The organism is Hydrogenophaga sp. RAC07, assembly GCF_001713375.1.
Classification (GTDB): domain Bacteria; phylum Pseudomonadota; class Gammaproteobacteria; order Burkholderiales; family Burkholderiaceae_C; genus Hydrogenophaga.
On sequence record NZ_CP016449.1, the window covers coordinates 3138823 to 3161581 of the forward strand.

Here is a 22759-nt window from a genome sequence, read left to right on the forward strand (position 1 = left end):
GCCATTCAGATGCGGTGCACACCGCGGTACCGCAGCCACGCCTTCTCGGCCTCCACCGCCACGAACAGGCCCGCCGCCAGCGCGACGATGACGCCCCAGGTCGGCGCATCCAGCGCGGCGGTGCCGAACAGCTGCTGCATCGGCGGCGCGTAGGTCAGCAGCAGCTGGAGCACCAGCGTGACCACGCCGGTCCACACCGCCACCGGGTTGCCCAGCAAGGTCTCCCACGTCAAGGCGCTGGCGGTGAAATGCCGCACATTGAAGAGGTAGAAGATTTCGCCCACCACCATCAGGTTGATGACGGTGGTGCGCGCCATCTCGAGACTGCCACCGCGCGCCAGCTGCCAGTTGAAGACAAGGAACGAGGCGCCCATCAGCAGCAGGCTCACGAACACCACGCGCGTGAGCATCCAGCGCGTGATGAGGGGCTCGTTCGCCGGTCGCGGCGGGCGTCGCATCACGCCGCGCTCGGCCGGCTCGAAGGCCAGCGAGATGTCCAGCGTGATGCTGGTCACCATGTTGATCCACAGGATCTGCGCGGCCGTGACCGGCATGGCCAGGCCCGCGAACACCGCGGCCAGGATCAGCCCGGCCTCGCCGCCGTTGGTGGGCAGCACGAACAGCAGCGACTTCTTGATGTTGTCGAACACGGTGCGGCCTTCGCGCACGGCGGCGGCGATGGTGGCGAAGTTGTCGTCGGTGAGCACCAGGTCGGCCGCCTCGCGCGCCGCGTCGGTGCCGCGCTGGCCCATGGCCACGCCGATGTCGGCGGCCTTGAGTGCGGGCGCGTCGTTCACCCCGTCGCCGGTCATGGCCACCAGCTGGCCCTGCGCCTGCAGCGTGGCCACCAGGCGCAGCTTGTGCTCGGGACTGGCGCGCGCGACCACGTCGGTCTGCGCGAGCCGTTCTTTCAATGCGTCGTCACCGAGCCGGTCGATCTCGGCGCCGCTCAGCGGCTGGCCATCGCGCAGGCCGATCGCACGGCCGATCGCCGCGGCCGTCACTGCGTGGTCGCCGGTGATCATCACCACGCGGATGCCGGCGCGCCGACACTCGGCCACCGCATCCACGGCCTCGGCGCGCGGCGGGTCCATCAGACCCACCAGCCCGAGCAAGGTGAATCGTGGGGTGATGTCGCCCATGGTCAAGGACACCGTGCCCGCCGGCAGGTCGCACTCGGCCAGCGCCAGCACCCGCTGGCCTTCGGCCGCGGCCCCGTCCATGCGTGCCTGCCAGGCGGCGCTGTCCAGCGGACCACCCCCGGTGTCGTTCACACACAGCGAGAGCACGCGCTCGGGCGCGCCCTTGAGCAACACGAACACGCGCCCGGTGTGGTCGTGGTGCAGCGTGGCCATGAAACGGTGTTCGGACTCGAACGGGATGTCGTCCCGGCGCGGCGTGAGCGTGGCCTCCTGCGCGGGGTCGAGGCCGGCCTTGCGCGCCAGCGACATCAGCGCGCCCTCGGTGGGGTCGCCGGCCAGCACCCAGCCGGCGGCCGGCGTGTGGTGCAGCTGGGCGTCGTTGCACAGCAGTGCACAACGCGCCAGGCGCTGCAGGCCGTTGTCCTGCATCGCGTCCAGCGCGGCGCCATCGTGGTGGAACCCACCCTCGGGCGCATAGCCCGCACCGGTCACGTCCAGCGTGCGGCCGGCCAGCATCACGCGCACGACGGTCATCTCATTGCGGGTCAAGGTTCCGGTCTTGTCGGTGCAGATCACGCTGACCGAACCCAGCGTTTCCACCGCGGGCAGGCGGCGCACCACCGCGCGCTGGCGCGCCATGGCGGCGGTGCCGATGGCCAGCGTGATGGTGACGATGGCGGGCAGGCCCTCGGGAATGGCGGCCACCGCCAGACCCACCACCGCAAAAAACAGCGCCAGCGGCGGCAGGCCGCCGATGAAGCTGCCGTAGAGAAAGGTGATGACGCTCACCACACCGATCACCAGCGTGATCCGGCGCGCGAACTGGTCCAGGCGGCGCGTGAGCGGCGTGGCCAGGTTGTTCAGGTCGGACACCAGCGCACCGATCTTGCCGATCTCGGTCTGGCCCGCGGTGGCCACCACCACGCCGCTGCCCTGCCCCACCGCCACCGTGGTGCCGGCAAAGGCCATGCAAAGGCGGTCACCCAGCGGCGCGTCCGCCGCCACGGGCGATGCATCCTTCTCGGCAGGCACCGACTCGCCGGTGAGCGCCGACTCGTCGATGCGCAGGTTCTTGGTGCGCAGCAGCCGCAGCTCGGCCGGCACGCGCGCCCCCGATTCGAGCAGCACCACGTCGCCCGGCACCAGATCGGCGGCGTCGATCTCGTGGCGATCTCCTCCGCGCAACACCGTGGCCCGGCTGGCCAGCATGGCACGCACGGCTTCCAGCGCACGCTCGGCCTTGCCTTCCTGCACAAAACCGATGACGGCGTTGATGACCACCACACCCAGGATCACCGCCGTGTCCAGGTAGTCGCGCAACCAGAAGGTGACCAGCGCGGCCACGAGCAACACGTAGATCAGCAGGTTGTTGAACTGGCGCAGCACGCGCATCCACACGCCGGGCGGTGCCCCCTGTTCGATGCGGTTGGGGCCATGCTGCGCCAGACGCTCGGCGGCCTGCGCGGGAGTGAGGCCGGTGTCGGTGCTGTCCAGCTGCCGCAGCGCCCAGGGGCTCGGTCGCGCATGCCAGGCCTCGGGGGCCACGGTTGATCGGGAGGGGTCGGGTGCGGGGGCCATGACAGGACCATAGCCCAGCGCGCTTGCACGCGGCATGACGCGCATCAAGCATTCGCGCGGCCGGCGCGCAGTGGCCCGGGCTCAGTGGCGCTGCACCAGCTCGGTTGGATCGGCCCCGATGCCGTGCTTGTCCATCAGCCGGTACAGCGTCATGCGGGAGACCCCGAGCTCGCGCGCGGCCAGGGTGACGTTGCTGCCCACGCGCATGAGCACGCGGCAGATCACGTCGCGCTCCGCCGCCGTGCGCGCCTGCCCCAGGTCGTGGGCCGCCACACCGTCGGCGGGCTGCAGACCCAGGTCGTGCGGGCCGATCCAGCGTTGTTCGGTCATGACCACCGCGCGCTGAACACGGTTGTAGAGCTCGCGCACATTGCCTGGCCAGGCGTAGACCGCCATGGCCTCCACCGCCTGCCGGCTGAACCCCTCGACGCGGTGGGGACAGTCGGTCGTGCAGGCCTTGAGGAAGTGCCGGGCCAGCAGCGGCACGTCTTCCATGCGCTGGCGCAGGGGCGGCACCTCGATCGGCAACACGTTGAGTCGGTAAAAAAGGTCTTCCCGAAAGCGCCCCACCGCCACCGCGTCGGCGAGATTGACGTGGGAGGCGGCGATCACGCGCACGTCCACCGGCGTGCTGCGCACCGCCCCCACGCGTTGGATGGACTTCTCTTGCAGGAAACGCAGCAGGTTGGCCTGCAGCTCCATGGGCAGATCGCCTATCTCGTCGAGAAAGATGGTGCCGCCATCGGCCGCCTCGATCAGTCCACGGCGGTCCGTGGTCGCGCCGGTGAAGGCGCCGCGCACGTAGCCAAACAACTCCGACTGGATCAGCGACGCAGCAATGGCGCCACAGTTGACCTCGACCAGCGGGCCGTCCTTGCGCGACGAGCAGTTGTGGATGGCCTGGGCTGCCAGCTCTTTGCCGGTGCCGCTCTCACCGCAGATCAGCACCGGCGCGCCGGTCTCGGCCACCTTGCGGATCTGTCGGCGCAGTTTCACCATCGCCTCCGCCTGGCCCACCATGCCCAGGGTGTCGCCGTTGGGCACCGGCGTGCCGGCCTGGCTGCGCAGCAGCACCCGCTGCTCGGCGTGTTCGAGCATGCGGTCCAGGTCGCGCCATTCCAGCGGCAGCACCTGGTGGTCGAAAAAGCAGCCCAGGATCAGCGCGCGAAAGGCGGGCGACTCCAGATCGCCCGGGCTGCACAGGGCCACCCATTCGGTGGGCGACGACGCATGCACACAGGCCTCCACCTCGGCCACGCCGGCGGCATCCAGCGTGGGCGTGGTCCCGGCCACCAGCACCGCCACCCCGAACCGGCGCATGGCCAGCTGGCGTCTTGCGGCGCAGACCTCCACGCAACGGGTCACGAGCCATCCTGTGCGCTGCAGGTGGTCCTCCACCGCCCCTGTCTCGGTGCCCAGGCCCAGACAGAGGATCTTGCGCGCGAACATGACCGGGGCTTTCTCAGAACGACATCGGCAGACGCACGCTGAGCGTGAGGTCGGGTGTGTCGCGCGTGAGCCCCGCGCCCACCGTGACATTCAGGGTGGTCTTCGGGCTGTAGCGGTACGAATAGCCCATGAGCAGCGACGACAGCTGGGTGCGCACCGACGACGGCACGGTCACACCGTTCTGTTTGGTGCGTCCGACCGAGTTCAGGTCCACCCCCATGCTGAACGACGAACGCTCGTTGAGCGCCAGACCCATGCCGAAATTGATGCCCCAGACATTGCCCGGTTTGACCGAGCCGATGGACTCGAACTGGCCGTTGAGCACCTGGCGGCTCAGGTTGCTGCGGCCGAAATTGTGGGTGTAGCTGACGCCGCCAAAGAACACGGCGGGGTCGGACGGGAACAGCCAGGTGATCGCGGGCTGCAACGAATAGAAGCCCGAGCCGGTGGGCAGGTCCAGCGGCAGGCCGGTGCCGGTGGTGTTGCCTTCGCAGCGGGTCACACAGTCGGTGACCACCTCGAACGGGTCCTTGCCGGTGCGGGTCTTGAAGCGCAGCGAACCGATGAGGAAGGGCTCGTCCGCCTGCGGCTGGTTGAGCTGGTAGCGGGCCGCGAGTTCGATGTCGCCGATGGCGTTGCCGCTCGCGTTGAAGGCCCGCTCGGAGGCGGTGCCGGTGAAGATTTCGCGGCTGATGGAGTCGTCCGAGCGGATCACGTAGGGCAACTTCGCCTCCACCTCCAGGCGGCGGGTCAAGCCCCAGCGGCCGGTCAGCGCTGCGGTCAGGGTGCTGCGCTTGACTTCGCGCACATCGATCAGGCCGATCAGCAGCGCCGGGATGACGGTGTAGCCCACCAGGGCCACGCGGTTGCTCGACGAGTAGCCGTACTGGATGGAGGGCTCCAGCACGTAGTGACCCGGCTGCGTGAGGATGCCGGGCTGGTCGAAGATGGGCGCCACCACCGGGGGCTGCGGGTCGCCCTGCGGAGCCGCACCCACCCGCACCGGGCGGCCCGCGTCACCAACGGGCGCGGCGGGCGGCGGAGGTGGTGCCGCCGCTGCCGCGGCGGTGGCGGCTTGCGCGTCGCGTACGGCCTGCTGCGTCAGCGCACGCTCCAGTTCCTGCTGCCGGGCCGTCTGCTCACGCAGTTGCTCGCGCATCGCATCCAGCTGGCGACCCTGCTCCACCACCTGCTGTTCAAGCGCCTCCACGCGCTGGGCCGCGCTCTTGCGGGCCGGCACACCCTGGGCCTGCGCCAGGGCACTGGACAGGACAAGGACCGAACCGGTCACCGCCCCCCATGACCGATGCGAACTGAAGCTTTTCATTCTGTCGCCCCCCAAAAACGCCGCAACGCTTCGTCGCATCGGACGCTGTCGTCGTGGCCATCGCGGTACCGGCATCGTGCGACCGGTCCGGGGGGAGCCGATTGAGCATGCTCAATCACACACAAACCTGGTTCGTTCGGTGCCAGCACGTGGCGCCGACCACCCGCCGACACCTCGGCGCAACCGGTGGCCACCGCCACGGGCGGCCCTCAGTGTTGTCCGACGCTCTGGCGGATCGCCTCGGACAGGCTGCTGTGCAGGCTTGCCAGCCTCAACATGCCCAGGCTGTTGCTGCTCGCGCTGATGATGGTCTGGTGCAGGATCTGCTGGTTGTTCAGCGTGTTCTGGATCACCGTGCCGCTGACCGTGCCCACGATGGAGCTGGTGGTGGCGGCGCCGCTGCCGCTGCCGCTGCCGTTGGCGGTGGCGGTGGTCGTGGCTGGCGGACGGGGAGCGGGCGCAGTACCGGACACAAAGGTGTTGCCCGGCCCGTTCTGCACCAGTGTGAGCGACTGCAGCTCCTCGCGCAGGCGCGATGCCCAGGCCGGTGTGATGTCGGCCATGCGCGTGATGTTGAGCACGGTCTCGGTGATCAGTTGGCCGTTGATGAACACCGAGCGCGTGATGCCGAACGACACCTCCAGGCCCCCGCCGAAGGAGAAGCCGCCACGCTGTCGGTCCAGCGTGCGGTCGCTCACGGCCTGCCAGACCTGGGTGGTTGGTGCGGCCTGCACCAGGTCCGTCCAGGCGCCCAGCAGGCACACGACAAGAACCCCGAGCCGGGCCGTTGCCCGCCTGCCGCTGGGGAGAAGTGAGGGTTTCATCAGAAGTCTCCCGGTCCGTGCCTGGGCAGGCCCGGACCCCCGAGGCCGGCGCGGGTCGCGTCGCTGCCCAGGGGCGCGCGCGGCGCCACGCGCCAGTCGGCGGCGAGGTTGAAGCGTGCCTGCTCCATGCGGTTGTGAATGACGAACAGCAGCTTGCTCTGCCACTGCGACTCGAATTCGGCGAGCGGCACGGCGCGCGTGCCTTGCGAGGGATCGCCCAGGAGCACGCGCTGGCCCTGCAAACCCTTGACCACGACGAAGTGCTGGTAGCCGTTGCGGTTGATCAGCACGATGGCGGGCACACGCGCTTCCAGCAGTTTGCCCAGAGGCTGCTCGAAACCATCGGCTTCGAAGCCCAGGGTGGCCAGGAAACGTTTCATGTCCAGCAGAGAAAAGCCCTCGCGCTGGATCTTGGACCGGTCGCCCTGTGCATACATGCGCGAGAACACGGTCTGCTCGTCGATCGGGGTGTTGTAGTGGTGGGTCAGCAGCGTGGCAATGGCCGCCGATCCGCAACTGAAATCGTATTGCTGCAGCAACGTGCCGGCCAGGCGCGCCTGGCGGATGCTGGTCAGGGGCAGGTTCACGTCGCCCGCGCCGGTGGCGGGGATGTTCGCGGTCTGCGCACCCACCGCAGTGGCGGCGCACAGCAGCGCGAGAAACAGCGGACGCAGTGGCATGGTGGAGGCCCGGTTCAGTTCATCTGCAGGTTCAGGATCACGGCGCTCTGGATGAGCACGTTGGCGCCCGAGTTCTGAATCACCACCGGCATGCCGCTCATGTTGGCGAAGGCGCCCGCGCTGATGGCGTTGTCGCCGGTGTTGACGTTGTGTGCCGAGTTGTCGGCGGTGGTGCCGGTCAGCGTCATGTTGTTGCGCACCTGGGTGCTGCCGCCGCGCTGGCCGGCGAGGGTGGCCGCATCAACCGCCTGGGCCGGGAAGCCGGACGAGGTGGACAGGGGGGGTGCCGCGCGGGCGGTTTGGGCGTGCACCAGCGGCGTGAGCAAGCCCGTGCCCAGCAGGCACACCGCCATGCACAGCAAACGGTTCGGGATCATGGTGAGCCCTCCGTGGTCGGGGTGGTGAGGGACGGCACCGCGCGGCCTGCCTGGCAGGCCAGCCACGCGGTGTGATCGGTCTGCGATCAGTTGCCCACGGCCAGGTTGGCCTGCACGTTCACGCTCTGCTGCACCAGTGCGGCGATGCCGCTGTTCTGGCTGGCGACCATGATGCCCGCGGCCGACTGGCCAACGCTGGTCATGGTGTTGGCCATGCTGAAGGTGCCGGCGTTCACGTTGTTCGAGCCGCCCGCGCCACCACTGCCACCCGCGCCGTTGCCGCCGGTGCCGCCGTTGGCGGTGACGGTTCCACCGCTGCCGGCGCCGCCGGTGCCGCCCGTGCCACTGCCACCAGAGCCCCCGTTGCCGGCGGCGTTGGAGCCGTTGCTGGCGCTGCCGTTGGTGGCGCTGCCGTTGTTGGCCGAGCCACCGGCGCCCCCATTGCCGGCGCCCGCGTTGCGGGTGCCACCACCACCGGTGGAGCTGGCCGTGCCGCCGGTGCCGGTGCCGCTGCCGGCACCCGCCGTGCCGGACGTGCCACCCGCACCGGAATCACCCGCGTCGTATTCGCGGCCGCCGTTGGCCGAGCCGCTGCTGCCCCCAGGGCCTTTGCCGCTGCCGTTGGCCGAGGCCGAGCCGCCACTGTCGCCACCGTTGGCGCCACCGCCGTAGCCCTTGCCACCAAAACCGGCCTTGGCGCTGCCGTTGCTGGCTCCGCCGTTGGAGGCGTCGCCATTGGACGCATCGCCACCGGCCGCACCCACGGCACCCACACCGCCAGCGCCGCTGCCCCCGGTGCCCGAGCCGCTGGCGCTGCCGCCATAGCCTTTGCCACCGTAGCCCCCATAGGCTTTCCCGCCATTGGCGTCACCCGTGTTGTAGGCGCTGTTGCCCAGGCCCATCACCTTGTTGCCGGTGACCATGCCGTGCAGGCTGCTGGTGGCTTTCGCCGTGGTCACGTTGAACGCGTTGCTGAAGCTGCTGGTCGAGCCGTTGTTCAGCGCCACCGACCGGTCACCGATGGCTTTGGCAGAACCCGACCGCTTGTTCACACTGCTGTCGGTGTCTGTGTTCGTGCTGGTGTGCGAGTGCGTTTTCGTGTTGGTGCTGCTGTCCGTGTTGGTGACCGTTTTCGTGCTGGTGCTGGTGCTGGTGGCGGTGCTGCCGTCGTCGACTTTCTGATGGGTGGTGTTGGCCTGCGCCACGCCGCTGATGCCGAACGCCACGGCCATGGCCGAGGCCAAGAGTGTTGTCTTCATAAATCCTCCAATGAGTTGATGGGACCGGGAACAGGGTTGAGTTGCGCAGGCGCAAATCGCAGGCTGCTTTGCAACTTCGGTGCCAAACGGCAACTGACCGACGACAAAAGCGCGTCCTCACAGGAGAAACCGGGCTGCCGAAGGCCACGGCACACCCCACAACTGGGGGAGGCGACTCAGACGCCTTGCATCAACTGTCACAAGGCGTTGACGCCCGCGCTGAGGGACCGGGGGGCACGGCGCGGTGCACACCCATGGCCATCGTGCGGTGGCCCGGCAAAACACGCCGGGCGCACGGGCGGCAGGGTGTCACACCGGTGCGACACAGCTCAGCGCTGGCTGCGTGGCCGCGTGGGCAAGGCGCGCGGGATTTTCATGGGGAATCGGCCGTTCAACGGTGGGGGAACGGACTGCCACACCGGTGTGACAGTGGGGCACCCTGGCCGCGCAGAACAAGGGCGGGTCGATCAGCGCCCGCCCTTGCCAGCCGCCGGCTTCGAACGCCACCGCAACCAGTCGACGGGTTCGTCCACATCCCACAGCGTCGCCAGCTCGTGCCAGGCGGCGCCGGCCGCACGCAAGCGTTCACGGCTTTGGGTCAACACACGCGGCGTGCTCCATTCCACGTCGACAAACACGTCGGGCACGGGCTTGCGAAAACCGATGAGCACATAGCCACCGTCCTCGGCCGGGATGAGCACCACATCCACCGACTGCAACGCATCGGTGGCTTGTTGCAGGTGTTCGGGCGTGAGTGCCGGGCAGTCGGTGCCGACGATGAGCAGTGGCATGTTCGGCGTCTGCGCGAAGTGGTGCGACATGACGACGGCCATGCGATGCCCCAGATCGCCGCCGGGCTGAGCGGCGGTGTCCACGCCAAGGCGCCGCACCAGCGCGCGAAAGAAGCGGTGTGCGGCATCGGGTGCACACCACAGCGTCACCACGCCCGTGCCCGCCGCGCTCGCCGTGGCCAGCGTCTGCAGCGCAAAGCCGCGCTGTGCGCGGGCTGCACCGGCCGCGCCCAGCAAGGGAATCAGCCGCGTCTTGGCCAGCCCGGCGATCGGGGCCTTGGCAAGGATGGCCACCGCCGCCGGCGCGCGAGGCCGGTAGCCGTAGCGCAGCGCGAGCGTGTGAGCGTCGGTGCCCAGGGCGTGCGCCGCTCGCAGCCGCCACATGAGCAGCACGGTGCGCCAGAAACCGTGCTGGTCCCAGCGGCGGCCCGAGGTGCTCACGCGCTCGCGCAGGCAGGCAGGCCTCTCGATGGCCCTGAGGCGCCGGCTCAGCTCGATGTCTTCCATCAAGGGTATGGCCGCAAAACCGCCGACCGATTCGAACAGCCTGCGCTGCACGAACACCGCCTGGTCGCCGGTGGCCATGGCGGTCAAGCGCGAGCGGTGGTTCATGAACCAGGCCACCAGGGGCAGCAGCGGGTGGCGGCCCTCGATGCGCACGTCGAACCGGCCCCAGCGGTGGCCGCTGGCCAGCGCCTGCCCGATCAGCCGATCGGCGTCTTCGGGCAGTTGTGTGTCGGCGTGCAGGAACAGCAGCACATCGGCGCGTGTGGCGGCAGCGCCCGCATTGAGTTGCGAGGCGCGGCCGCGTGGGGCCTGCAGCACGCGGTCGGCCAGCGGCTGTGCCATGGCCATGGTGCCGTCGCTGCTGCCCCCATCCACCACCAGCAGCTCGGCGCCGCGAGATCGCAGCGGCGCCAGCGCCTGCAGTCGCGCCACCAGCGTGGCGGCTTCGTTGAGCACCGGCACGACGATGGCGAGTTTCATGCGCGCAGCCCGCGTTCAAACCGGTCGAAGCCGGCGAGCACGCCGTCCACCACGTCGGCGCTCAGGTAGTGGTGCACACGCTCGCGCACATGGTCCACCAGTGCAGCCTCGCTGCGTTCGCCGGACCAGTCCTCGCCGTCGGCACCGGCGTGTGCCGATGCGCCGGAGAGTGCGCGCCACTTCGCGCACCAGGTGATGGACCACAACCACATGGCACGGCGAAGCACCCCGTGCCAGGGCCGTGCAGCCGCAGCGATCGGCCCCACCGCGCCGGCCCAGGCCGCGTAGAAGCCCAGCACCTCATCGGCCGCGAGCACCGTCTGCGTGTCCACGTCCCAGGTGGTGGAGGTGTAGAGCGTGGCGTGGGCCAGGTCCAGGCCCGGGAAGGCGTAGCGGCACTTCTCCAGATCAACCAGCACGGCGCGGCCATCCGGCTGCACGATGAAGTTGCCCGGGTGGGCGTCGAAGGCAACAAGGCAGCGTGCGGGCCGTTCGGTGCCGTTCACGCAGGCCAGCAGCCGCTGGCGCTCGCCTTCGATGGCCGTCAACACCGGGACCGAGAGTCCAGCCGCGGCCAGGTGGGCCGCCTGTGCGTCAATCTCGCGCACCAGCGCCAGCAAGGGGTCGGCCGCGTTGAGCAGCGGTACGCGTGCCGCGGTTTCGCGCAAGGGCAGCGCGTGCAGGGCCGCGAGTGCCACGGCCAACGCAGGCAGGTCGTGTGGCAGGCGGGCCGGGCGGCCTTCGATGGTCTGCACCAGCAGGGCGCCACGCGGCAGGTGCTCCGAGGGCGGCAGCACGCCGTGCAATGCGGGCGTGTGGCCACTGGCCGCGGCGCGCTCGAAACAGGCGCGCTGGTAGTCCAGGTTGCCTTGCGCGGTCAATCCCAGTTGGCTCTGCTTGGGGATGCGGGCGAGCCAGGCGGTGCCTTGCAGGCGAACGTGGTCGTGCGCGAGGCCCTTGTCGGGCAGCGGCACCAAGGGCCGTCCGGCGGCAGGGTGGCCGGCCGCCTGCAAGGCGGCGCGCAAGCGTTGGACGGTGTCGGTGTGATGCGGCAAGCCGGGGTACCTCGGAGAAGACGGCGTTGAAGGGAGCGAAGGTGTAAGAATGCATCGGCCCCGGCGACCGACAGGTTGCAAACCCACACTGGAATTGTCGTGAGCTTTCGAAAAATCTTTCTGCTGGCTGTGGTCGTTCTGGGACTCGCGGCCTTTTTCTTTTTTGATCTGGGCCGCTTTCTGAGCCTGGACTACCTCAAACAGAGCCAGGCCCGCTTCGAGGCACTCTACGCGGCCGAGCCGCTGACCGTGTCGCTGGCGTACTTCGCCCTCTACGTGGTGGCCACCGCCCTCTCGTTCCCGGGAGCGGCCATCATCACGCTGGCCGGTGGCGCCATCTTCGGCTTGTGGTGGGGAACGCTGCTGGTGTCGTTCGCCTCCAGCCTGGGCGCCACGCTGGCGTTTCTGGTCTCGCGCTTCGTGCTGCGCGACAGCATCGAGGCGAAGTTCGGCAACCGCCTGGCCGAGATCAACCGCGGCATCGAGAAAGACGGCGCGTTCTACCTCTTCACACTGCGGCTGATCCCGGTGGTGCCGTTCTTCGTGATCAACCTGGTGATGGGCCTCACCAAGATGAAGGCGCTGACCTTCTACGCGGTGAGCCAGGTCGGCATGCTGGCCGGCACGCTGGTGTATGTGAACGCGGGCACGCAGCTGGCGCAGATCGAGTCGCTGCAGGGCATCCTGAGCCCGGCGCTGCTGGGCTCGTTTGTGTTGCTGGGCGTGTTTCCCTTGATCGCAAAAGGAATCGTGGGACTGCTTCAGAAGCGCAAGGTGTACGCGCGCTGGGCCGGCGTGAAACCCAAACGCTTTGACCGCAACCTGATCGTGATCGGCGCCGGCGCGGGCGGCCTGGTGTCGGCCTACATCGCGGCGGTGGTGAAGGCCAAGGTCACGCTGGTCGAGGCGCACAAGATGGGCGGTGACTGCCTGAACTACGGCTGTGTGCCGAGCAAGGCGCTCATCAAGAGCGCAAAGCTGGCGCACCAGATGCGCCACGGCGACACCTATGGTCTGCACAGCACGCCGCCCACCTTCAGCTTCAAGGCGGTGATGCAGCGCATCCAGGCCATCGTGCGCGCCATCGAACCGCACGACAGCGTGGAGCGCTACACCGGGCTGGGCGTGGAGGTGCTGCAGGGTTACGCGAAGCTGCTGAACCCGTGGACGGTGGAGATCACGCTGAACGACGGCAGCAGACAAACGCTCACCACCCGCAGCATCGTGATCGCCGCCGGTGCCCGGCCGTTTGTGCCGCCCCTGCCCGGCCTGGAAGACAGCGGCTACGTGACCAGCGACACCATGTGGGACAAGTTCGGCGAACTCGACGAGGTGCCGAAACGCCTCGTGGTGCTGGGCGGAGGCCCGATCGGCTGCGAACTTGCACAGAGCTTTGCGCGCCTGGGCTCGCAGGTGACGCAGGTGGAAATGGCGCCGCGCGTGATGGCGCGTGAAGACGAAGAGGTGAGCGAGCTGGCGCGCCAGGCGCTCATGAAAGACGGTGTGGATGTGCGCACCGGCCACAAGGCGCTGCGGGTGGACAACTCGGGAGGTGTGAAAGCCTTGGTGGTGGAACACGCCGGCGCCGAGCAGCGCATCGAATTCGACGAACTGCTCTGCGCCGTGGGCCGCAGCGCGCGCCTCACCGGCTACGGCCTGGAAGAGCTGGGCATCCCGACGAACAAGACGGTGGAGACCAACGAGTACCTGCAGACGCTCTACCCCAACATCTACGCCGCGGGCGACGTGGCCGGGCCCTACCAGTTCACCCACGTGGCGGCGCACCAGGCCTGGTACGCGGCGGTCAACGCGCTGTTTGGCGACTTCAAGAAGTTCAAGGCCGACTACCGCGTGATCCCCTGGGCCACCTTCATCGACCCCGAGGTGGCGCGCGTGGGACTGAACGAGCAGGAGGCGAAAGAAAAGGGCATCGCGGTGAAGGTGACGAAGTACGGCATCGACGACCTCGACCGCGCGATTGCCGACAGCGAAGCGCACGGCTTCGTGAAGGTGCTCACCGTGCCGGGCAAGGACACCATCCTGGGTGTGACCATCGTCGGCACCCACGCGGCGGATTTGCTGGCCGAGTACGTGCTGGCCATGAAACACGGCCTGGGCCTGAACAAGATCCTGGGCACCATCCACACCTACCCCACGCTGGCCGAGGCCAACAAGTACGCGGCAGGTGAGTGGAAACGCGCGCACGCGCCGCAGCAGCTGCTGGCCTGGGTGGGCCGGTTTCATGACTGGCGGCGCGGATGATGGCGCCGGCCCGCGCACTGGCGGCGGTCCTGCTCGCCACCAGCCTGAACGCCCTGGCCCAGACACCTCTGCCCGCGCTGGTGCAAGCCGATGGCGCACTGAACCCCGCCTGGCGGTTTGTGGGTTTCCCCAAGGCCAAGGCCGACATCCCTTTCACGCGTTTTGAAGCCGGCCGCATCGATGGCGTGCCGGCGGTGCAGGTGGTCACGGCGTCGAGCTACGGCACGCTGGTGCAGGACTGGAGCGGCCCCCCTCCGGCACGTTTGCAGTGGCGCTGGCGGCTGGATGCGCCGCTGTCGGGCGGCCAGCGCGCGCCCGACATCCTGACCAAGGCCGGCGACGACGCGGCCCTGAAGGTCTGCGTGATGTTCGACCACGCGCTGGACCGCGTGCCCTTCGTGGAACGCACGGTGCTGCGCATCGCGCGCAGCGTGAGCGGCGAGTCCTTGCCGGCGGCCACCGTCTGCTACGTGTGGGACAGCACCCACCCCGCCCTCACACAAGGCCCCAACCCCTACACCCGGCGGGTGCGCTTCATCAGCCTGCAAGGCGTGGGTGCACCGATTGCACGTTGGGTGACAGAGTCGCGCGACCTGGCGGCGGACTTCGCCACGCTGTTCGCGGACGAGCTGACCGCAGGTGCTGCGGCACCGCGCATCACCCGCGTGCTGATCGGCGCCGACAGCGACAACACCGCCAGCACCAGCAGCGGCTGGGTCGCCGATCTCCGGTGGGGCAACAGCGTGCCTTGACACGGCACGTACCATCGGAGCCCATGCACCACGGCATCAAGAAACTCCTCCTGCTCGGCGCCGGTCATGCCCACGTGCATGTGCTGGCCAGCCTGGCGCAGCACCGACCCGCCGATCTGGATGTGACGGTGCTCACGCCGTTTGCGTACCAGACCTACAGCGGCATGACACCCGGCTTTGTGGCCGGCCACTACGCCGAAGCCGACTGCCGCATCGCGTTGGAGCCGCTGGTGCGCGCGGCCGGCGCGCGCTGGGTGCAGGGCCGCTGCAATGGCATCGACCCGGTGGGCAACACCGTGAGCGTCACGGCCGCGGGCGGTGCGCAAGGTGTGCCGGCCGAGCTGGGATTTGACGAGCTGTCCATCGACACCGGCGCTGTGATCGACCGCGCGCGGCTCGAAGCCGACATGCCGGGTGCGGCCACCCACGCACTCGCCGTGCGTCCCATCGAAGCCTTTGCCCAACTCTGGCCGCAAGTGATGGAACTGGCGCAACAGAAGCCGGTGTCGCTCGCGGTGGTGGGCGCGGGCGCTGCCGGCATTGAACTGGTGTTTGCGGCCGAGCAGGCCATTCGCCTTCAAGGCAAGCCCGGGGCGCGTTTCACGCTCGTCACCGGAGGACCCGAGGTGGCCGACGGCTACCGCCCCGCGGTGCAACGCAAGGTGCTGCGCCAGCTCAAGCGGCGCGGCATCACGGTGCTGCGCGAAGCCTGCGTGGGCATGGCCGCGGGCGAAGTGCTGCTGGGCAACGGCGCACGCCTGGCCTGTGACGTGCCGCTGCTGGCCATCGGCACCCACGCGCCGCCGTGGCTGCAGGGCAGCGGTCTGGCCCTCTCGGACACCGGGCATGTGCTGGTCAACGCGTTCCAGCAAAGCACCAGCCACCCCCAGGTGTTTGCCGCGGGCGACGTGGCCAGCCGTGCCGATGTGCCGCACGCGCGCAGCGGCGTGTATGCCGTGCGCGCCGGCCCGCCGCTGGCGCATAACCTCCTGGCGTTTCACCAGCGCAAACCGTTGAAGCCCCACCAGCCGCCGAAGCACACACTCAACCTGCTGTCATGCGGCACCGGCCATGCCATTGCCAGCTACGGCCCGCTGAGTCTGGAGGGCGCCTGGGCCTGGCGCTGGAAAGACCGGATCGACCGTTCGTTCATCGAGCGTTACCAAATCACTTGATTCGGGTACCCCACTGGGTAGACTCCGCCGGTGTCATCCAGCCAGAACTCCATGAAAGCCCATCACACCTTCGCAGCGCTCGCGCGGCTCATCGCGGCATGCGTCGTGTTCATCTCTGCCGGCGCATTCGCGCAGACCGACGCATCGCCACCGCGCCTGCACCCCTGGCAGGCCGCCGCGCCTCGCCTCACGGCCGAGGCTTACTTCACCAACCTCCAGGACGGCGACCAGATCGAGACGCCCTACCTCGTGAAGTTCGGGCTCTCGGGTGGTTGGGGCCTCGCCCCCATTGCCCAGCCAGGGCGCGCACGCAGCGGCCACCACCACCTGCTGGTCAACCGCGACCTGCCGCTGAACTTCAAACAGGCCCTGCCCTTCAACGAGCAGTACATCCACTTCGGCAAAGGCCAGATGGAAACCGTGCTCACGCTGGAGCCAGGCACCTACACCCTGCGCATGTTGCTGGCCGACCAGAAGCACCTGCCGCACTTTGTGTTCAGCAAACCAACGCGCATCACGGTGACGCGCAAGAGCGACGTTGACCCCAAGACGCTGTCGGCCAAGGGCCTGTTCATCAGGCTGGACGGTGCCACCCAGAAAAATCCGTTTCGTGTGCAGTTTCATGCGTCGGCGCTGGACGTGGCGCACCGCGAACAAGGCATTGCCAACACCGGCCACTTCCGCCTGACGGCCACTCCCGAACGGGGTGCACCCGCGGTGTTGGACTTCCCCGAAGGCCAGACCGAGGTGTGGCTGGCACCGCCCGCCGGCAACTACGCCCTGCAGCTCGATCTGATGGACAACATGAACCCCGGCAAAACGCTGATCGAGCCCGCGCGCGCGACCGTGCGCGTGGAGTGACGCTACCGGGTTGAGCGGCTGTCAGCAGCCGAGCTGTTCGGCCAGGTGCACCAGGCTCTTCGCATGGAAGGTGTTGGCCGCATCGGGTGACACGTCCTTGGGGTGCTGCGCACCGAACTCCAGCGGGCGCTCGATGTAGGCGGTGCGCAAACCGCAGGCCCGCGCCGCCGCCAGATCGTCCTGATGGGCAGCCACCAGCATCACGTCGCCGGGTGCCACGTCAAACACCCGGGCCACACCGAGGTAGGTTGCGGGGTCGGGTTTGTAGGCACGGAACACCTCGGCCGACAGCACGCAGTCCCATAGCAGTCCCGCGCGCTTGGCCATGTTGGTGAGCAGGCCGATGTTGCCGTTGGACAGGCTGCAGATGGTGTGGCGTGTTTTCAGGCGCGTGAGCCCGGCCACCGTGTCGGGCCACGGATCGAGCCGGTGCCAGACCTTGTTGAGGTGCTGTTTCTGCGCTTCGGTGAGCCCGGTCAGCCCGAACTTCGGCAACAGTTCGTCCAGGATGAGCCGGTGCAGATCGTCGATCAGCGTCCAGCCCAGTTCGCCCGAACGCACGCGCTCCATGGCCGGCTGGTAACCCGCACGCCAGGCCAGTGCAAACGCATCGGCGTCCACCTGCGGATAGAGCGCGACGACTTCGCGCTGGATGCTGCCGTGCCAGTCGACCACGGTGCCGAAGATGTCGAAGGCGAGGATGGGGGTGGAGGTCATGGGGTTCAGCGCTGTTTGAGTGCCGTGACCTCGATCTCGATCTTCATGCGCGGATCGAGCAGACCCGCCGTGATCATCATGGCAGCCGGGCGGGCGGTGCCCAGGTGCTTGCGCAACACCGGCCAGCAGGCTTCGAAGTCGGCGCCATCGGGCAGCACGTAGTTCACACGCACCACGTCGTCCAGGCTGGCGCCGGCCTGTTTGAGCGCGGCGGCGATGTTCTGCAGGCAATGTTCGGCCTGCTCCACCACGCTCTCGGAGATGGTCATGGTGGTGTAGTCGAACCCCGTGGTGCCCGAGACGAACACCCAGTCGCCCGCGACCACGGCGCGTGAATAACCGATCTGCCGCTCGAATGGCGAGCCGGAGCTGATGCGCCTGCGCTCCATGGCTCAGTTCACCTCAAGCCGCACACCATCGGCCGGTGCCACGATCTCGCCGATGTCGGCCGCGCCGGCAAAGCCGTGCTTCTCGAAGACCGCCAGCACCGCGTCCACCGCCTCGGGCGCGCAGGCCACCAGCAGGCCGCCGCTGGTTTGCGGATCGGACAGCAGGGCCTGATCCACCGGCTGCAGGGTGCTGGCCAGTCGAACTTCATGGCCATAGGCCGCCCAGTTGCGGCCCGAAGCACCGGTGACCATGCCGGCTGCCGCGAGTTCGCGCACGCCGCCAATGAGCGGCACGCGCGCCATCTCGATGCGCACCGTGGTGTTGGCGCCGCGCGCCATTTCCATCACGTGGCCGGCGAGACCAAAGCCGGTGATGTCGGTCAGCGCGTGCACGCCGTCCAGCGCCGCGAGATCGGGGCCGGGGGTGTTGAGCTTGGTGGTGTTGGCGATCATCTGCGCGTAGCCCTCGGTGCTCAGCGCGTCCTTCTTCAATGCGGCCGAAAGCACGCCCACGCCGATCGGCTTGCCCAGGATGAGGCGGTCACCCACCTTGGCGTCGGCGTTGCGCTTCACGCGCTTGGGGTGCACCAGGCCCAGGGCCACGAGTCCGTAAATGGGTTCGACCGAGTCGATGGTGTGGCCGCCCGCGATCGGGATGCCGGCGGCGCGGCACACGTCCTGCCCGCCCTGAAGGATCTTGCCGATGGTCTCGGTGGACAACACGTTGATGGGCATGCCGACCAGGGCCAGCGCCATGATGGGTGTGCCGCCCATGGCGTACACGTCGCTGATGGCGTTGGTGGCGGCGATGCGGCCGAAGTCGTACGGGTCGTCCACGATGGGCATGAAAAAGTCGGTGGTGGCGATCAGCGCCTGCTCGTCGTTGAGCTGGTACACGGCTGCGTCGTCGGCGGTCTCGATGCCGACCAGAAGCTCCTTGGGAATGACCATGGCGGCCGTGCCCTTCAGGATCTCGCTGAGCACGCCGGGCGCGATCTTGCAGCCGCAGCCGCCACCGTGCGAGAGGCTGGTGAGGCGGGGCTGGGTGGCGGCGGTGGGGGTGGGTGCGTTCATGGGGTCTCCGTGAGAAATGAATTCGGTGGCGCGGGTTCAGCGCAGTTCGTGCAGCAGGGCCAGCAGGGCGGCCTGCTCGGTGCGCCGATCGAACAAGGGCGCGCGGGCTTCACATTGTGCTTGCAGGGTGGCGAGCCTGCCAGCGGGATCGCCCAAGCCCGCACGGCAGTCGCGCAAGGCCTGCACCAGCGCGGGTGCATCACCCGGAGCAAAGTAGCCGCCGTACCCGGCGCCGAGCATGCCCATGTTGCCGCCGATGTTTGATGCCAGCACCGGCGTGCCGCACAGCACGGCTTCCATCAACACATGGGCGCCGCCCTCCATGCGGCTGGTGTGCACCAGCACGTGCGCGCGCTGGATGCGCGCGCGCGTGGCCGCGTGCGGCAGACCACCGAGCCAGCGGTAGTGCGGGCAGGCCCGTGCGGTGGCTTGCGCGGCCTCACCCAGCGCAGGGTCGAGCGCAGCGCCGATGTGGTCGATGCGGATGCCCTCGTCGGGGCGCAACAGGCGCGCCGCTTCAAACAGGGTCTGCGGCCATTTTTCGTCGCGCAGGTGACCCACCATCACCGCCCGCAGGTGGGTGGTGGTCTTGGCCAGCGTCTGGCGGGGCGTGCCCGACTGGAACACCACGCGGCATTTGTTGCGCAACGCCTCGGGCAGGGCCAGCGGCCCTTGCTCTTGCAGCACGACGAGGCGGTGCGCGAGCGCCAACGAACGCTGGGCATTCGCATCGGTGGCGATGTCGCGGTAGAGGTCGGTGCCGGTGAGCGCGAGCACCAGCGGGCGGTCCGGATGCGCTTTCGCCCACGCAGCCACCGAGGGGGCCGAACGGCGCGCGTGCAGGGCCAGCAGCAGGTCGCCCTCTTCACCCGGCAACCATTCGCGCACCACCCTCACCCGATAATGGCCCGAGAGCAGACGCGCCCAGCGGCGGGCGGTCTGCCAGTTGCCGTTGTTGGCATCGGCCAGCGCCGGTGTGACTACAGAGAGAGAAGGTTTTTTCATGGGCATGAGCGGGTCAGCGATTGTGGGCGATGCACCTTCGGGCCAGTGGCTTGTGGCCGACATGGCCCGGCACGCCGGCAGGACAACGCTGGCCAGCGCGCTGGTGGACGCACGCGCGCGCACCTTGCGGCAGTTCACGGCCTTCGAGTCCGCGCTCGGCCCGCGGCTGAGCGTGCCCTGCACGCCCGAGCTCAACCCGCCGCTGTGGGAGCTGGGCCACATCGGCTGGTTTGCCGACTGGTGGATCGCCCGCAACCCGCAGCTCAGCCGGGGCCTGCAGGCCGACCCCCTTGCACCTCGAAGCCCGGCGCGCCAGGCCGCGCGCGGCGTCGACGCGGATGCCTTGTACGACTCCAGCGCCATCGCGCACGACCGGCGCTGGCAGCTGGACCTGCCCGACGCGCAGGCCACGCGCGCCGACCTCGCTGCGGGTCTGGAGCAGACGCTGGCGCTGCTGCGCGAGGCGCCCGACGACGACACCGGCCTCTACTTTTTCCGTCTCGCCCTGTTCCACGAAGACATGCACGCCGAAGCGGGGGTTTACATGGCGCAGGCGTTGGGCATCGACGTGGGTCATCGAAGCGCCACGGTTCGCACGGAGCCTGCCGACACCCATGTGCCGGCCACCCGCTGGACGCTGGGCTGGAGCGGCCCCGGCTTCGCCTTCGACAACGAACTCGGCACCCACTCCGTGGACGTGGCGGCCTTCGAGATCGACGCCAACCCCGTGACATGGTCGCGCTACCTGCCGCTGGTGGACGCCGGCCTGGCCGCTGTGCCGCGCTACTTGCGACGCACCGCCGGTGACTGGCAGGTGCAACATTCCGGCGCCTGGCAAACGCTGGACCTGCAGACCCCGGCCTGCCACCTCAGCGCCACCGAGGCACAAGCCTGGTGCCGCTGGGCCGGCCGGCGCCTGCCGACCGAAGCCGAGTGGGAAGTGGCGGCACACACCGCACCGGGCTTCGCCTGGGGCGCGGTGTGGGAATGGACCGCAAGTGCTTTCGCGCCCTTCCCCGGCTTCAAGCCCCACCCTTACCTGGACTACTCACAACCCTGGTTCGACGGCCGCCCGGTGCTCAAGGGCGCCAGCAGCGCGACCCACCCGCGCATGCGCCACCCGAAGTACCGCAACTACTTTCCGGCGGCGCGCACGGACATCTTTGCCGGCTTTCGCAGCATTCGGGCCTGAGCCTCAGCGGCGCTTGCGGTAACCGTCGGGCGTGGTGCCGGTCAGCCGGCGAAACATGCCGATGAAGGCCGAGGTGGACGCATAGCCCAGGTCTTGCGCGATGTGCTCCACCTTCCCGCCGGCTTCCAGCAAGGCCATGGCTTTCACCGTGCGCAGGCGCTGGCGCCATTCGGCCAGCGTCATGCCCAGCTGGCTCTGGCAACGCCGCATGAGCGTGCGCTCGGTGGTGTGCACCAGCGCCGCCCAATCGCCCACCGAACGCGCATCACCCGGCGTGGCTTCCAGCGCCTGCAACACGGGTGCGAGCAGCGGGTCTTGGGACGTGGGCAGATAACTGCCGGTGACCGGCGCGGCCTCGAGCTGATCCAGCACCACCTGCAGCAGCCGGTCGTGCGGCGCGCCCTGCGCTTGCGCGGGCGGTGTCTGCCGCAGGTGCTCCAGCAGGCCGTGCAGCAAGGGGCTCACCGTGAGCGCGCACACCTGCTGCGGCAAACGCACTGCGCGCTTCGGCACCACATACACCGAGCAGAACGAGGCCTCCTGCCGGTTCATGCCGGTGTGGTCCACGTCGGGTGGCAGCCACAGGCCGTATTGCGGCGGGATCAGGTAGTGCGCGGTGGCGAGCTGCACCTCCATCACGCCGCTGAAGGCGTAGACGAACTCACCCCAGTGGTGGCGGTGGTGCGGGTAGGCCGCGTCGGCCGGCATCTGCGCCGCGCGGAACACGATGTCGCCCGGCAATGCGTCGGTGAACGGCGCGGTCTGCAGGTGTTTGACGGGCTTGCGGGCAGGGGCGCGCGGCATGTTGACGGTCCAGGAAAGTTTGACGGTCTGGGGAAGGGGTTTGTCTGATTTTCGTTATCTGCCGCAGATCGGTCAAAGGGACAATGTCCACCCAACCCTCAACGAACGCCTCTGTGGACACCCGCCAAGCCCTCGACACCCGCGCCATCGGGCTCATGGTCCTGCTCTGCCTCACCTGGAGCCTGCAGCAGATCGCGCTGAAGGCCACCGCGGCCGACTTCTCGCCCATCCTGCAAATCGCCGTGCGATCCGGCATTGCCGCCGCGCTGGTGGGCCTGCTCATGTGGCGGCGGGGCGAAGGCTCGTTGCTGGCCGACGGCGCCTGGAAACCCGGCGCAGTGGCGGGCGCCCTGTTCGGGCTGGAATTCTTGCTGGTGGGCGAAGGGCTGGGCCACACCTCGGCCGCGCACATGGTGGTGTTTCTCTACACCGCGCCCATCTTCGCGGCGCTCGGACTGCAATGGAAGCTGCCATCCGAGCGGCTGGCACCGCTGCAGTGGCTGGGCATCTTCATGGCGTTCACCGGCATCGCCATTGCCTTCCTGCTGCGCGACACCTCGGGCCACCAGGACTGGTCGCGCGTGCTGTGGGGCGACCTGCTGGGTCTGCTGGGCGGTGCGTCCTGGGGCGCCACCACCGTGGTGATCCGCACCACGCGGCTGAGCAGCCTGCCGGCCACGCAGACGCTGCTCTACCAGCTGCTTGGCGCCTTCGTGCTGCTCATGCCGGCGGCCTTGCTGATGGGGCACACCACCTTCAACCCCAGCCCCCTGATCTGGGCCAGTCTGGCGTTCCAGTCGGTGGTGGTGGCCTTCGTCAGCTTCCTGGTCTGGTTCTGGCTCATGGGCCGCTACCTCGCGTCCCGCCTGGGCGTGCTGACCTTCCTCACGCCCTTGTTCGGCGTGGTGCTGGGAGCCTGGCTGCTGAGCGAGCCCATCGAGTCCAGCTTCCTCGCCGGCGCCCTGCTGGTGCTGGCCGGCGTGGTGCTGGTGAGCGGTCACGCCTGGCTGGGCCAGCTGTGGCGGCGCTGGGGGTCGGGTTTGTCCGCTCCTTGACATT

General features: G+C 68.8%; 20 protein-coding genes. 6 read left to right on the forward strand and 14 right to left on the reverse strand.

Going from position 1 to position 22759, the window contains the following annotated elements; translation table 11 throughout:
- Window positions 1–5 precede the first annotated feature (5 nt).
- The 9 genes from BSY239_RS14700 to BSY239_RS14740 form a co-directional block, all read right to left on the reverse strand.
- Window positions 6–2720, reverse strand: a complete 2715-nt coding sequence (locus BSY239_RS14700) for a cation-translocating P-type ATPase (protein ID WP_069049003.1) — start codon at window positions 2718–2720, stop codon at window positions 6–8.
- A gap of 81 nt (window positions 2721–2801) precedes the next feature.
- Window positions 2802–4169, reverse strand: coding sequence for a sigma-54 dependent transcriptional regulator (locus BSY239_RS14705; RefSeq protein ID WP_069047446.1), 1368 nt, complete (start codon window positions 4167–4169; stop codon window positions 2802–2804).
- A 13-nt stretch (window positions 4170–4182) separates the two neighbouring features.
- Window positions 4183–5496: an acetate kinase gene (locus BSY239_RS14710; protein ID WP_069047447.1), complete on the reverse strand. Its 1314-nt coding sequence runs from the start codon at window positions 5494–5496 to the stop codon at window positions 4183–4185.
- A gap of 209 nt (window positions 5497–5705) precedes the next feature.
- Window positions 5706–6320 carry a hypothetical protein gene (locus tag BSY239_RS14715; protein WP_156775502.1) on the reverse strand — a complete coding sequence of 205 codons (615 nt, stop codon included), beginning with the start codon at window positions 6318–6320 and terminating at the stop codon, window positions 5706–5708.
- The gene (locus BSY239_RS14720) at window positions 6320–7000 is read right to left on the reverse strand and encodes a C39 family peptidase (protein ID WP_069047449.1); all 681 of its coding nucleotides are present in this window, start codon (window positions 6998–7000) and stop codon (window positions 6320–6322) included. Before BSY239_RS14720 ends, BSY239_RS14715 begins: the two co-directional genes overlap by 1 nt.
- 14 nt (window positions 7001–7014) lie before the next feature.
- On the reverse strand, window positions 7015–7377 hold the full coding sequence (locus BSY239_RS14725; protein WP_236944078.1) for a hypothetical protein: 363 nt from the start codon (window positions 7375–7377) through the stop codon (window positions 7015–7017).
- Between the two features lie 86 nt (window positions 7378–7463).
- Window positions 7464–8636 (reverse strand): hypothetical protein, encoded by a 1173-nt coding sequence (locus BSY239_RS14730; protein WP_069047450.1) that lies wholly within the window; start codon window positions 8634–8636, stop codon window positions 7464–7466.
- 467 nt (window positions 8637–9103) lie between these two features.
- Complete coding sequence (locus BSY239_RS22865) at window positions 9104–10414, reverse strand: TIGR04283 family arsenosugar biosynthesis glycosyltransferase (protein ID WP_069047451.1); 1311 nt, start codon at window positions 10412–10414, stop codon at window positions 9104–9106.
- Window positions 10411–11469 (reverse strand): hypothetical protein, encoded by a 1059-nt coding sequence (locus BSY239_RS14740; protein ID WP_069047452.1) that lies wholly within the window; start codon window positions 11467–11469, stop codon window positions 10411–10413. The genes BSY239_RS22865 and BSY239_RS14740 overlap by 4 nt, the downstream gene beginning before the upstream one ends.
- Window positions 11470–11568: 99 nt before the next feature.
- Here BSY239_RS14740 and BSY239_RS14745 point away from each other — a divergent pair, with 99 nt between their 5' ends.
- Genes BSY239_RS14745 through BSY239_RS14760 form a run of 4 tightly spaced genes read left to right on the forward strand, consistent with a single transcriptional unit; the run spans window position 11569 to window position 16519 of the window.
- Window positions 11569–13731 (forward strand): FAD-dependent oxidoreductase, encoded by a 2163-nt coding sequence (locus BSY239_RS14745; protein ID WP_069047453.1) that lies wholly within the window; start codon window positions 11569–11571, stop codon window positions 13729–13731.
- Window positions 13728–14483, forward strand: a complete 756-nt coding sequence (locus tag BSY239_RS14750) for a DUF3047 domain-containing protein (protein ID WP_069047454.1) — start codon at window positions 13728–13730, stop codon at window positions 14481–14483. The genes BSY239_RS14745 and BSY239_RS14750 overlap by 4 nt, the downstream gene beginning before the upstream one ends.
- A 23-nt stretch (window positions 14484–14506) precedes the next feature.
- The gene (locus BSY239_RS14755) at window positions 14507–15658 is read left to right on the forward strand and encodes an FAD-dependent oxidoreductase (protein ID WP_083239996.1); all 1152 of its coding nucleotides are present in this window, start codon (window positions 14507–14509) and stop codon (window positions 15656–15658) included.
- Between the two features lie 51 nt (window positions 15659–15709).
- Complete coding sequence (locus BSY239_RS14760) at window positions 15710–16519, forward strand: DUF4399 domain-containing protein (protein WP_083239997.1); 810 nt, start codon at window positions 15710–15712, stop codon at window positions 16517–16519.
- A gap of 21 nt (window positions 16520–16540) precedes the next feature.
- Here the strand turns inward: BSY239_RS14760 and BSY239_RS14765 are convergent, their stop codons facing one another.
- Genes BSY239_RS14765 through senB form a run of 4 tightly spaced genes read right to left on the reverse strand, consistent with a single transcriptional unit; the run spans window position 16541 to window position 19704 of the window.
- Window positions 16541–17236: a haloacid dehalogenase type II gene (locus BSY239_RS14765; protein WP_069047455.1), complete on the reverse strand. Its 696-nt coding sequence runs from the start codon at window positions 17234–17236 to the stop codon at window positions 16541–16543.
- A 5-nt stretch (window positions 17237–17241) separates the two neighbouring features.
- On the reverse strand, window positions 17242–17625 hold the full coding sequence (locus tag BSY239_RS14770) for a RidA family protein (protein WP_069047456.1): 384 nt from the start codon (window positions 17623–17625) through the stop codon (window positions 17242–17244).
- A gap of 3 nt (window positions 17626–17628) precedes the next feature.
- Window positions 17629–18699 (reverse strand): selenide, water dikinase SelD, encoded by a 1071-nt coding sequence (gene selD, locus BSY239_RS14775; protein ID WP_069047457.1) that lies wholly within the window; start codon window positions 18697–18699, stop codon window positions 17629–17631.
- Between the two features lie 36 nt (window positions 18700–18735).
- Window positions 18736–19704, reverse strand: coding sequence for a selenoneine biosynthesis selenosugar synthase SenB (gene senB, locus BSY239_RS14780; RefSeq protein ID WP_069049006.1), 969 nt, complete (start codon window positions 19702–19704; stop codon window positions 18736–18738).
- Window positions 19705–19708: 4 nt separating this feature from the next.
- On the opposite strand from senB, the gene senA reads away from it, so the two are divergent.
- A complete protein-coding gene (gene senA / locus BSY239_RS14785) occupies window positions 19709–20896 on the forward strand; it encodes a selenoneine synthase SenA (RefSeq protein WP_083239998.1) in 1188 nt (395 codons plus the stop codon).
- A 3-nt stretch (window positions 20897–20899) separates the two neighbouring features.
- On the opposite strand, the gene BSY239_RS14790 is transcribed toward senA, so the two are convergent.
- Window positions 20900–21700: an AraC family transcriptional regulator gene (locus BSY239_RS14790; protein ID WP_069047458.1), complete on the reverse strand. Its 801-nt coding sequence runs from the start codon at window positions 21698–21700 to the stop codon at window positions 20900–20902.
- 113 nt (window positions 21701–21813) lie between these two features.
- Here BSY239_RS14790 and BSY239_RS14795 point away from each other — a divergent pair, with 113 nt between their 5' ends.
- Complete coding sequence (locus BSY239_RS14795) at window positions 21814–22755, forward strand: DMT family transporter (RefSeq protein WP_069047459.1); 942 nt, start codon at window positions 21814–21816, stop codon at window positions 22753–22755.
- The last annotated feature ends 4 nt before the right edge of the window (window positions 22756–22759 follow it).